The following is a 12,257-nucleotide window of genomic DNA, read 5'->3' on the forward strand; positions in this document are numbered from 1 at the left end:
CGAGTAATTTCTACCATCAATCAATGAAAATAATTTCGATCGATCAACCAGTAAAAATCCACACAAGTTGTTCTTCATAATCTCTTAATGATCTTCTTCCTGGTTCGTCACCAGCAAGCTAGGTCGGCTATATTACACTAGATATTCCCAGTGTCAATCAGTAATTCAAATTATTTTAAACTTTCTTTCTAAAACCCAACCTTAACACTTCGCGCTAAGTTGCTGTTTTATCAGAAGTTTTAATCTTCATCACCGCCGATGGATGTGCATTCTACAGCATTTTAAGGGGCTTGCAACACCTTTTTAAAATCAGTTGAATCGGGTGTTTATTTTATAATCCATAAAATTAATAAGTTCATGTTTTATATAATTAAATTATTTAAATAAAAATATTCATTATTTTATTTAGAAATACCAATTTTATTTAAGTTCATGAAAAATATAAATTTTACAAACTCAAAAATTAAAAAAGCAGGAGAATACTCCTGCTTTTAGCTTAATTTAAAGACAGATTAGAACTTCATACTCACCCGTGCCCAATAGTTTCGGCCAATATTGTTGAATTGCTCATCTGCAGCAAAACCAAAACCCGCACTACCCGCCTTGTTTAAATGTTCGCTATAGGTTTTATCAAACAGGTTATCTACACCTACAGACAAATCGACACCATCACGAATTTGGTAAGTACCATTCAACGACAAGGTTGCGAAACCGCTGCTTTCGGCCAAGTCATAACCTACGATATTGCCCTGATCTTGACTGATACGATTTTGTGCTGCAACCACTCGCCATAATGCACCCAAAGTGTATTTATCTTGAATATAACGAAGATTTACCCGTCCTTCCAAAGGTGCAATTTGCGGTAAAGGTTTATCGTCGGTGGTGTTTTTACCCCAGGCATACATCGCACTGACATCAGCCTGCAGATGATCGGTAAATTGATAGCCCACTCCGGCTTCTGCACCAGCAATGGTCGCATCGACATTTTTAGCACCTGCAGTTTTACCATGACTCATCATGCCCGGCATACTATGGACATGATAACTCATCAACACATAATCATTGACTAAGCCCGCATAAGCAGAAACCCAGGAATTGACTGCGCCATGTTCATATTGATAACCCAAATCAAGCTGCAAGGTTTTTTCAGTGTCGATACCATTAAATGAGTTCACAGTTCCGGGATTACCATGCGCGGTACTAAACAGCTCCCAATAATCCGGCATACGCTCAACATAGCCTAAACCAATATAAGTTTTGGCATCATGTTCTGGATGCTGATTTTCAAGACGGATAAATGCACTTGGTAATGTTTTATCTAATTCCAGGTTATAGCCTTTGTCTACAGATTCAGAGCGTAAGTCTTTGACATTCACCTGATCGACACGAACACCACCCACCCATTTATTTTGCTCATTCAGTTGATAACTGAGCTCGCTAAAGGCACCATATGAGCGGAATTTCATATCTTTGCTACGTGCTTGATCTTGATAGGGTTTCATCAAACTGCCACTGCGCTTAGAGTGTTGGTTATTTTGACTGTCAACACCTGTAATGAATTGCAGTTTATCCCATTGATGAGTAACAGCCAGACGGGCATTTAAGGTTTCTCGTGCCACGTTGGAAGCCATAGGCATATTCATCATGCCATCTGGTTTAAATTCACGTAAGCTAAAGTTATCCATGACATGATCATTAAAGCTATAGTTCACTTGTGCTTCGATTTTCTTGATCACATCGGTGACATTTTTCTTTTCTAGACGAAGTCCCAGACTTTCACGGGCAAATTTCGACCCATCCATCGAGCGGCCTGCATAAACAGCTTCACCATCAGCCTTGCCACCCGTCAGTTCCACCCAGGTATTTTCATCCGGTGTCCAACCTAAAGCGATATCTGCATTCCAGCGCTCCCAGTCTGAAGGAACTGTATTGCCATCCCCATCTTTATAGCTATCCGACACAGAACGGTTGGCATTCAGGCGAACGTATTTCTGCTCATCGCCAACAGCAGCTTCAAGATTATGATCCAGTCGTCCATATGAACCTGCCAGCACACTGGCCTGACCACGATAATTTTTTTCAGCCGTTAATTCAGTTTCCGGACCACGTTCAAAGAGCACTGTCGCAGCCGAACCGGTATTGGCATATTGCACCGTTTGCGGTCCTTTGATCACCGAAATACGGTCATAGCTTTCCGGTGAAATATAAGATGTCGGTGCATCCATACGGTTTGGACAGGCACCCAGATTTTCCGAACCATCGGCTAAAATTTTAATCCGTGAACCAAACATGCCACGGAAAGTCACATCGCCATTGGTGCCGCCATTTTTGATCGAACTGAATCCCATAATGCTTTGTAAATAGTCTGCACCATCACTGGCTGGAATCGGCTGGATGGGCTGTTTTGGATCGGCATGCACAATCAAGCCACTGGCATCATTGCCCTGATGAGCAGTCACCACAATAGGAGCTAAAGTTTGCACTGTTGCCATTTGCTGCTCAGCAAAGGCTGAAGCTGAATAACAGGCAACACAAATCGCAGCCGCAAGTGGCTGTAAAAAGAATTTTGGCTGAGCCATTTTATTTCTCACTTAAATCATAAATATAACTGTGCCTAAGTCAGTGAAGACCCGGCGTATAAAACATGGTTTAAGCGAATGTTGGCGGGGCTCGGCCTTGAGGAATGAGAAAGAGTCGCTGTAAAATAAACCAGACATGACCAAAGGTCTTCTGGAATGCCAGTAACCGCACTTGAATACGGTCTAAAACTTCTTTGACTTCAAGCTCTGGCGGCAAAACCAGATTGCCGTAGACAGTACAATACTGACATTGGTGACTGGCATCATGATGATCATGTTCTACAGATTGCTGTTGATGATATTGATGCAACTGATGAAGTGCATGTGTAGATGCGGAAATATGAGGTGAAGCAGGTTTTTGCAATAATGCACGCGTAATGGTTTCACAGACCGGAGCAATCTGATATTGCTTCGGCAGCAAAGGCTGTAAAAACACAGCAATCTGTAAAAATACGGCTATACAGGATAGCAGTAGACCATTACGAAAAAGCACAGGCAAATCCTAAAATTTGTCGGAGGCCAGTATAACAAAGCCCAATTTGAATTGGGCTTTTTTTTAAGCTATTTCATCCAGAAGTTGTATGGATTAGCGTTTCACCGCGACTTTTTCTTTCTGGCGCTGACGCACCACTTTTTCTACTTTTTCACGTGCACGTTGACGTTTTAAAGGCGATAAATAATCAACAAACAATTTACCATTTAAGTGATCCATTTCATGTTGGATACAAACAGCGAGAAGTTCGTCCGCTTCCAGCTCAAATGATTGACCCTCAAGGTTAATTGCCTCGATTTTTACACGTGACGGACGCTCAACTTTATCGTATATTTGAGGCACTGACAGGCAGCCTTCTTCATAAGGCTGAGTTTCTTCAGTTAATGGCGTAACTTTGGGGTTAATGAATACCATGGGTTGATCTTTATTTTCAGATAAATCCATGACAATCAGCTGAATATGACGATCCACCTGTGTAGCTGCCAAACCAATACCTGGGGCTTCATACATGGTTTCAAACATATCGGCTGCGAGCTGACGAATTTCATCAGTGACTTCTTCGACTGGTTTAGCAATGGTACGAAGACGGGGATCCGGGAAACTTAAAATAGGTAATAAGGCCATACGGTGTCCTCACTTATGCCATTGATCAAAAAACAAAATGAAGGAATGCTTCATCAAAAAAATGTGTGTAATATCGTTATTATAACGCAACTACATACATAATTTTAGGAATTATGATAATGAAAAAGGTTTTGAAGGGCATGCCAACTTTTAGTGCCTTGGGGTTTAAAAAACAATTATTGGCACTTGCCGTATGTGTAAGTGTTGGGGCCGGCATGATCAGCGTTGCTGAAGCAGCACCTGCCCGCAATATCAATCCACCTGCATTAAAAGCCGGAGCACCACAAGTGTATGTGGTGAAAAAAGGCGATACTTTATGGGATATTTCCAAAAGATTTTTGAAGAATCCGGTACGTTGGCCTGAAATCTGGGCCAGCAATAAACACGTGAAAAATCCACACTGGATTTTCCCGGGCGACCGCCTGCTCATGTGTACCTATAATGGCAAACCGATCATCGGTAAAGATGAAGGTGATGGCTGTGAAGGGATTATCCGTCGTTATACCGGTGGCACCAAGTTGCAGCCTCAGGTTCGGGTGGAATCATTAAACAATGCCATTCCGGTCATTCCACTGGAATACATCAAGCAGTGGCTGGAACGCAGCACGATTGTGGCACCTGAATCCATCACCGGTACGCCATACATTTTAGGCACGGCGGATCAACGGGTTCTGGCGGCTCAAGGTCAAACCGTTTATGCACGCGGCAATGGCCTGGAAGTGGGTCAACGCTATGCCGTTTACCGTGAAGGTGAACCGTATATGTTTACCGATGCTAAAGGCAAAAAATACAATGCCGGCCTTGAATTAATTCAGGTGGCATCTGGTGTTGCCGTCCGTGGTGAAAATGACATTACTACACTTGAACTGACAGATACCTATAATGCTGAAGTTCGTCGTGGTGACCGTGTACTGCCTGAATATGATCCAATGCTGCCAACCTTGTTCTACCCGACCAATGCTGAAGATGTTGCTGCCGGTGGACAAGTGGTTCGCGTAATGGGTTCGATTGGCACCGCTGCAAAACACAGTGTGGTGACGATTGACCGTGGTAGCTTGCAAGGGGTTCAAGCCGGACAAGTCTTGACGGTAACCCAGAAAGGCGAAGTCGTGACTGACCCGAAAACCAAAGAGCGTATTCAGCTCCCTGGACAGCGTATTGGTAACATCATGGTATTCAAGAGCTTTGATAACCTGAGTTATGCCTATGTACTGGATAGCGAATTGCCGATTAAAGTCGGTGCTGGTATTCAGCCACCACTGATGGATGAATAATCCTTCACTCGAAATTTAGAAATGGGGCTGGGATTCAGCCTCATTTTATTTTTTAAACAATAATTTAAACAATAAAAAGAAGACATCTTTCAAGGTCTCGTTATGCTCAGTTCATTAAGCTCTTTGCAGCTGGATTACATTCGGCTATGGTTTCTGGTACAACACTCGCTCACCAGCTTTTATAAAATTCAGGAATACTACAGCCATCTGGTCGAGGCAACACAGCCCGATCAAATCGAAACCTGGCAAAAGCTTGGCATTCACAAAAACCATATTCAGCGGCTGCGAGATTTTCATCTTCCCGAATCGCAGCGGCAATTTCAGCATTGTATTGATCTGATCCAGAAACAGAGTGATTTTGTGCTGTTGCAGGATGATGTGCACTACCCGCAACAGCTGCTGCCCTATGCGGACAAGCCTCCGATCCTGTTTGGTCAGGGCGATGCCCAAGCCCTGTTGCAACCGCAAATTGCCATTGTCGGTAGCCGCAAACCCAGCAATCACGGACGGCAAGTGGCCTATGACTTTGCCTATTACCTCAGTGAAAAGGGCTTTTATATTGGCAGTGGCTTGGCACAAGGCATTGATGAAGCCGCCCATCAAGGGGCTTTGCAGCACAATCGCACCATTGCCGTGATGGGTACCGGCCTGGATCAAACCTATCCGACACAACATCAGTCTTTGCGACAGCAGATTCTTGCTCAGGCTGGCACGGTGATTACCGAATTTTTACCTGGAACCCCTCCCTTACAGCACCATTTTCTACGGCGCAACCGTATTGTCAGTGCCTTAAGCCTAGGGGTCATTGTTGCCGAAGCCACTTTAAAAAGTGGTTCACTGATTACGGCAAAACTGGCAGCGGAACAGGGAAAATTGGTGTTTGCCATTCCGGGACATATTTATAGCGAGCATCATCAAGGTTGCCATCAACTGATTCGTGAAGGTGGCATTTTAGTCGATCATCCTGAACAGGTGATTGAAGATCTGGCCCTGCCGACACAATGGCAAGCTCAACAGCATCGTGAACAGACCAGTAAACTCGCACCTTTGGATGCCCAGCCCGAACTGCCAGCGCATTTAAGCACTTTGTATAATCAGCTAGACTGGATCGGACAACATCTGGATGAGCTGGTTACTCATCTACAATTAGACGTTGCCACACTGACCAGCCAATTGATGGAACTGGAATTACTTGGCTTGTGTACCCAGCAAGCAGGCTTATATCTACGTTGTCGTCCCGACAAATAAGGTTCACAATAGCGCTTTAACAAATGTGAAGGGAAAAAAATCTGATGATTACCACCTCTGTTGCCGAAGCTGCTCAATGTTTAAAACAGGGACATGTTTTAGCATATCCTACAGAGGCAGTTTGGGGCTTAGGCTGTGATCCTTTTAACGAACAAGCATTCTTGGAAATTTTACGCTTAAAGCAACGTCCCATTGAAAAAGGGGTAATTTTACTGGCAGCGCAAATTGCACAAGTCGAACCTCTGTTAAAACCGCTGACCGCAGAAATGCGCCAACAGGTCATTGATTCCTGGAGCCATCGCTCTCCTACTGAACGTGCAACCACATGGCTGTTACCTGCAGGCAACCATATTCCGGCATGGATTAAAGGCAACCATCCCAAAGTAGCGGTACGGGTCACCACACATCCCTTATGCGTTGCGCTCTGCAATGCCTTTAACGGGTTTATTGTTTCGACCAGTGCCAATCCTGCAGGGGGAAACCCTGCCCGCTCCCTTCAGGAAGCCAGCCAGTATTTTTCCAGTCAGCTGGATTATTTAAATGGCGATTTGGGTTTGAGCAAAGAACCTAGCCGTATTATGGATGCTGAAACAGGTGAAGTGATCCGCGCTTAATGCGGGTCATTTTGGTATGATGCGTGCTGAACATTATTTTCAGGCAAAAAAAAGCTCAACCATATAGGGACGGTTGAGCATAAAAAGGATGTGTATAAATCACATCCAGAGGGTCTGTGAATCTGATTGCGAAGGTTTAAAGATTGTTAAGAATAACTTAAACATTCACGATATAAATATTATGTATTAACTGATTTCTTTATACAAATATATTATTTATCTAAAAAGACAGTTAAAAACTATCAAATAGTTATCATTTTTTATTAACAATTTAAATTATCTCACTATTTTTTAATTATCTTTTAGCAAAACATCCATTTAAAATGCTTTTTATACTCATTACTCAGACTTTATTTCCATAAAAAATAATTGTTAAAAACCAATTCGTTTGTCTGTTTTTTAATCCATTATTTAACCCTTATGTATTTAACTTGGCCGTTTTAAGGATGCTCTCTTTTTTCTGAGCCAATAAAATGCCCGATAAAATGACCAGTCCTCCAATACTGTGGTAAATCGTCCATGCTTCACCCAACCAAAGCTTGGCAATAATGGCCGTACAGACCGGCATTAAATTCATAAAAATACTGGTACGATTCGGCCCGATCATCTGTACTGCCAGCATCCACACCAGTGGTGCAATCAAAGAGGGAAAAATACCAGCATACAGCACACTGCTTACATTGTGCTGATCAATTGCATCCAGCCCCAAGTATAAAACGAAGGGCAAATGGTAAAGCAGGGCAAAAATAATCTGTACATACAGGCTAATCAGCAAGGGAATCTGCAGTTGCCACTTTTTCAGAAAAACCCCATAAAAGGCATAAAAAAACACCGCCAGCACCATCATTACATCACCCAGATGTCCCCCGGACTGCACAAGTTGGCTGAAATTCCCTTGTGCCATGACATAGAGTAAACCGGCAAAAGACAGCATGCTGCCTACAACGGCAAAACGGTTGGGAATGTCCTTCAGCATGAGCATGGACACAAAGATGGTAAATACCGGAATAAAGGCATTGATAATGCCCATATTGGTGGCGGTAGTATAATGCGCTGCGCTATAACCCAGACCCTGATACAGCACCATGCCAAAAGCCCCCAGTACCGCTAGCTGTTTCCAGTGCGCCAAAACCAGCTGCCGTTCACGCCAGACCTTGCCCAGCATAAATGGGGTTAACACCACAAAAGCCACCAGCCAGCGATAGAAGCTGATACTGACAGGTGAAATATAGTCCGCCACATAGCGTGTCACGGTAATATTCATGGACCAGATTAAAACGGCGAGTAATGGCAAAGTGAATGCCCACCAGACTGTTTTGTGTTGCTGCGTCATGCCCTGTACCATGCCTGAATGTTCAGTTTTTATTTTTACTGAAGTCTGAAATAATTAGAATATCGAATTTCAGACATTGATACTGCGCTCAGGACACGGAAGAATGGGATGTGGCAATTGAAATGACTGCCAAGCTCTTTCAGGCATAAATATGCGCAGACATAAAAATCAAGGACATTCACATGCTTAAGCAGATTCAAAACTATATAGAAGTAGATGATTTCTTTTATCAGAAAGATGAAGTTATTGCGCCACACAGTTCATTATGGGGTGATTTCAATTTTAGTTTGAATGGTATTTTAGAATATGAAATTGAAGGACAGATTTATCTGTCGCCACCGAACTATGGTCTCTGGCTTCCGCCACAAACAGCTCATACCTCTATCGCACTGGATGAACAAATCACCCACTATGTCTGTATTCGGGTCCATCCCTGTTTATGTCGGCATTTCGCCCCCGATACCAAAACCTTAAGTATTCGCCCCTTTCTGCGGCATTTGGTGCATGAAATCCTAGAGCAAAAACAACAGGGGATAACCACACTGCATTATCAGCATTTATTACTGGTACTGATGGATCAACTCAAAACTGCAACAGCATACGATCACTATTTACCGCAAACCAACCATGTTTTGCTTAAGCCGCTATTGCAGCAATTAGCCGATCCACAGCTATTTCACAGGAGTTTACAGCAACTTCTTAGCGGCTTGCCGATGAGCGAACGGCATTTACTGCGCCTGAGCCAGCAAGAATTGCAATTGAGCTTATCCGAATGGCGCAATCGGGCCAAAATTTTATATGCGATCGCTCAAGTTCGCCAAGGCAAGACAGTGAAAAAACTGGCCTATGAACTGGGTTATCAGCACAGTTCCAGCTTTATTGAGTTTTTTAAACGCTATACCGAACAGACACCTGCACAACTGCGTGATATCTAATACTTATATGAACTTAAATCACCTGCTTTGCAATTTGCAGCAGCTTCACAACAAAAATGCCCTAGTCACGGGCTAAAGTCCTATGCCATTTTGATGAAAGCACGCTATTGAAGGGTGTCTCTAGAATATATTTCTTCACGTCTTTAATGTTTTTAATTTTTTTAATGTTTTTAATTTTTTTAAATAGTTAGGTCTGATGTTGTCATTGGATCTATAAGGATGCGATATGAAAACACCATTACTGGCTTCACTCTGTGTTGCCGCTCTGGCATTAACGGCCTGTGATAAAAAACCCAATGAAGCACCCGCATCGTCAGCAGCCACAACTTCCTCCCCTGCAACTACACAACCTGCAACTGTAGCGCTGAGTACAAACAATCTCAAAGATATTAAAAATGATTTAGTTGAAATCCAGACCCTCTCCCAAAATCGTTCCAAAGAGGCCTTAGACTTACAGGATAAAGCCAATCAGGCTGCGCAAAAAGGCGATAAAGCCAGTCTACGCACGACCGTTGCAGAAATGAAAACCTATATTGCCAACTTTAACCGGGACCTGGATGCTTTAGCCCTGAAAAGTACCGAGCTAGACAAAGTGCGGGAAAAAATCAAAGAGTCCAATAATCTGGGTATCGAACTTTCCGAAGAAAGCATAGCGGAAAAACCGGATATGAAAAAAATTGATGAACTGCGAAACCGGGCGATGCAATTGCAAAAAGAACTGGTCGCCGACATGCAGGCTCTGGAAAACAAAGTCAAAACCGCACAATAATGCATTGCATGATAAAAAAAGGTCAATTGGCCTGTTTTTCTTTGCCCGGCATGAAAGATTTCTGGCGAGATATCAATAAAGACTTGTCGATTGACCCAATAAGCTTTAAAACAAAGCAGTCATTCAAGTTTAAATATTCAAGGACTTTCTATGAGCCAATCTGTTTATGACATTCCCGTCAAGACCATTGCCGGACAGGACATCACCTTAAATCAATATACAGGCAAAGTTTTGCTGTTGGTGAATGTCGCATCTAAATGCGGTTTAACCCCACAATATGAAGGTCTGCAAAAACTGTATAAAGAAAAGAAAGACCAAGGACTGGAAATTTTAGGTTTTCCTGCCAATAATTTCCTGGCTCAGGAACCGGGTTCTGATGCAGAAATCCAGGAATTTTGTTCTTTAAATTATCAGGTGAATTTTCCGCTATTTTCTAAAATTTCCGTAGCAGGTGAAGATAAGCATCCACTTTATCAAACCCTGACTCAGGCCATTCCTGAACGTATTGGCGAAGGACCTTGGTGGAAAGATCTGGTCGATTATGGCCTGACTCCAAATGAGCCGCCTGAAGTGTTATGGAACTTTGAAAAATTCCTGATTAATAAAAAAGGTGAAGTGGTAGCCCGCTTTGCCCCGGACATCACAGCCGATGATCCGCGTATTGTTGATGCGATTAATGCTGAACTTGCCAAATAAAAGTATGCTCTAAACCGGCCGGCTCAGCGTGTTTAATTCAGGCTGAAGTCGGCTTTATTTTTCTCTAATCATTTTAACTTTCAAAAAACTGTCCAGACATAAGTCTGTTGAACATGACCCAAAACTGAACGAACATCAGGCTATTTCTATCAGCAATTTTTATCATCATATCGGTGAAATAACCTGCCGCATGAATGAGATGCCAGGCAAAATCATCACCAGACAGAACACGCTACTGACGAATAATGAAAGCCGATTGCCATACCACTTTGAAAATTCCCGATCAGCCAGCAAAGGGACATCGGAGCTGGTTGTCCCCAGAAATTAGCAGATTCAAATCAAGGAAGGGATTCAGAGAGTTGCATGCCATTCATGCTTCAGAGCAGGCAGCAAATTACATTTATACAATAGATTATTCACGTTTTCTCTTTAACTTAAAGGTGAAATAAAAATATTGGCTGACAGCTATTTTAAGCGTAGGTAAACCCATGAAAAAACTAGTACATGCTGGACTCTTTGCTTTAACCACTACCGTGCTGGCAGCACCTGCAGCAATCGCTGCGCCACCTGCTCATGCCCATGAAAATAACAACCATGCCCAAAATATGCATCCGGGTGACACACATGGCCAACAGCACGCTGAACAGCGTCATCATGAAGTCGTACAAAACCGGGTTTTAAAACCATCCCACGACTGGAAAGCCGGTCAAGCCCTTCCTTCACATTATTATGGTCAAGGCTACGCAATTGATCATAAACGTTATAAAAATCTGAGTAAACCGGGCAAAAATCAGCGCTGGATTCGCGTCAATGGCGACTAAGTACTGATTAACACGCTCAATCACAGTATTGTGAAAATTATGACAAATTGAGCTTAGTCATTTATGTAAAGTTAAGTGCGCTGCAGCGCTCTTTTTTAATAACTCAAGCACTTATATTCAAAATATTTGTTATCACTTTGCAACAATTAGTTTTTTCTCCACATTCTGTCCCTATATTGTGAGGTATTGATTGAAGCTGAAATGAAAGAGATATGAAAAAATTCATCCAAAATGCGGTTTCTCCTTTTGTGATGTTTAGTGCGGGCCTTTTGCTGATTGGTTGTGAACAAGCCAGTACACCGGATTCAACTGAAAATGAAACATCCAGCGAAGTCTCCGAACAGGTCTCTACCCCGTCAGCTACAGAAGCCTCAGCTAATAAAACCGAACTGAAAAGCGGAAACATGTTTTATATTGTCCGCGATGTTGCCGATATGCAATTGAAAACCGGTGACTATATTGAACAGCTCAAACAGAGCCAATCGGATTTAGAAGCGGCTGTTTCCAATCATGATCAGCAGCAATTACAAAGCACTGCAGAATCCTTAAAAGCCCAGTTAAAAGGTTTTGATCAGGCTCTCAGCAGCTTGAACCTGAAAAGCCAGGAAATTGATTCGATTCGTCAAAATGTAATGCAGGCCAATCAGCAAGTACTAGCCACCCCGTTTTTAAATGGCAAGATCGACTTGACTCAGGTCGATTTGAAGAAAATTGAACAACAGATGGGTACGATCCAGATGGAAATGATTAAACTGGCCGGAATGATGATTCCTGAAGGTCAGAATGATTCAGGGCAAAATGAATCCAATCAGGAAAGTTAATTCTCCTGTAAATAAAGCCTCTAAAAATAAAGACCAATTCAGGGTCCTGC

At 42.7% G+C, this 12,257-nt stretch carries 12 protein-coding genes; 8 read left to right on the forward strand and 4 right to left on the reverse strand.

Annotated features, from left to right (window positions below; all coding sequences use genetic code 11):
- Window positions 1-512 precede the first annotated feature (512 nt).
- From BLP85_RS10275 to def, 3 genes are all read right to left on the reverse strand, one after another.
- A complete protein-coding gene (locus BLP85_RS10275) occupies window positions 513-2,492 on the reverse strand; it encodes a TonB-dependent copper receptor (RefSeq protein ID WP_409449185.1) in 1,980 nt (659 codons plus the stop codon).
- A 157-nt stretch (window positions 2,493-2,649) separates the two neighbouring features.
- A complete protein-coding gene (locus BLP85_RS10280; protein ID WP_092820000.1) occupies window positions 2,650-3,072 on the reverse strand; it encodes a DUF2946 family protein in 423 nt (140 codons plus the stop codon).
- A 93-nt stretch (window positions 3,073-3,165) separates the two neighbouring features.
- A complete protein-coding gene (gene def, locus BLP85_RS10285; protein WP_092820001.1) occupies window positions 3,166-3,696 on the reverse strand; it encodes a peptide deformylase in 531 nt (176 codons plus the stop codon).
- A gap of 119 nt (window positions 3,697-3,815) precedes the next feature.
- Here def and BLP85_RS10290 point away from each other — a divergent pair, with 119 nt between their 5' ends.
- The 3 genes from BLP85_RS10290 to BLP85_RS10300 all read left to right on the forward strand — a co-directional run bounded on the left by BLP85_RS10290 (window position 3,816) and on the right by BLP85_RS10300 (window position 6,832).
- On the forward strand, window positions 3,816-4,970 hold the full coding sequence (locus tag BLP85_RS10290) for a LysM peptidoglycan-binding domain-containing protein (protein ID WP_092820002.1): 1,155 nt from the start codon (window positions 3,816-3,818) through the stop codon (window positions 4,968-4,970).
- A 102-nt stretch (window positions 4,971-5,072) separates the two neighbouring features.
- Window positions 5,073-6,218 carry a DNA-processing protein DprA gene (gene dprA / locus BLP85_RS10295; RefSeq protein WP_092820003.1) on the forward strand — a complete coding sequence of 382 codons (1,146 nt, stop codon included), beginning with the start codon at window positions 5,073-5,075 and terminating at the stop codon, window positions 6,216-6,218.
- A 44-nt stretch (window positions 6,219-6,262) separates the two neighbouring features.
- Entirely contained in the window at window positions 6,263-6,832 is a 570-nt protein-coding gene (locus BLP85_RS10300) for an L-threonylcarbamoyladenylate synthase (RefSeq protein ID WP_092820004.1), read from the forward strand.
- 418 nt (window positions 6,833-7,250) lie between these two features.
- Here the strand turns inward: BLP85_RS10300 and BLP85_RS10305 are convergent, their stop codons facing one another.
- Entirely contained in the window at window positions 7,251-8,165 is a 915-nt protein-coding gene (locus tag BLP85_RS10305; RefSeq protein ID WP_092820005.1) for a DMT family transporter, read from the reverse strand.
- 182 nt (window positions 8,166-8,347) lie between these two features.
- Between BLP85_RS10305 and BLP85_RS10310 the strand changes: the two genes are divergently transcribed.
- The 5 genes from BLP85_RS10310 to BLP85_RS10330 all read left to right on the forward strand — a co-directional run bounded on the left by BLP85_RS10310 (window position 8,348) and on the right by BLP85_RS10330 (window position 12,207).
- A complete protein-coding gene (locus tag BLP85_RS10310; RefSeq protein WP_092820006.1) occupies window positions 8,348-9,100 on the forward strand; it encodes an AraC family transcriptional regulator in 753 nt (250 codons plus the stop codon).
- Between the two features lie 226 nt (window positions 9,101-9,326).
- Window positions 9,327-9,869 carry a hypothetical protein gene (locus tag BLP85_RS10315; protein WP_092820007.1) on the forward strand — a complete coding sequence of 181 codons (543 nt, stop codon included), beginning with the start codon at window positions 9,327-9,329 and terminating at the stop codon, window positions 9,867-9,869.
- A 150-nt stretch (window positions 9,870-10,019) separates the two neighbouring features.
- Entirely contained in the window at window positions 10,020-10,565 is a 546-nt protein-coding gene (locus tag BLP85_RS10320; protein ID WP_092820008.1) for a glutathione peroxidase, read from the forward strand.
- Window positions 10,566-11,053: 488 nt separating this feature from the next.
- On the forward strand, window positions 11,054-11,386 hold the full coding sequence (locus BLP85_RS15065; RefSeq protein ID WP_092820009.1) for an RcnB family protein: 333 nt from the start codon (window positions 11,054-11,056) through the stop codon (window positions 11,384-11,386).
- A gap of 212 nt (window positions 11,387-11,598) precedes the next feature.
- Window positions 11,599-12,207, forward strand: coding sequence for a hypothetical protein (locus tag BLP85_RS10330; RefSeq protein ID WP_092820010.1), 609 nt, complete (start codon window positions 11,599-11,601; stop codon window positions 12,205-12,207).
- Window positions 12,208-12,257 lie beyond the last annotated feature (50 nt).

Origin of the sequence: Acinetobacter kookii (genome assembly GCF_900096895.1) — a bacterium.
Lineage (GTDB): Bacteria > Pseudomonadota > Gammaproteobacteria > Pseudomonadales > Moraxellaceae > Acinetobacter > Acinetobacter kookii.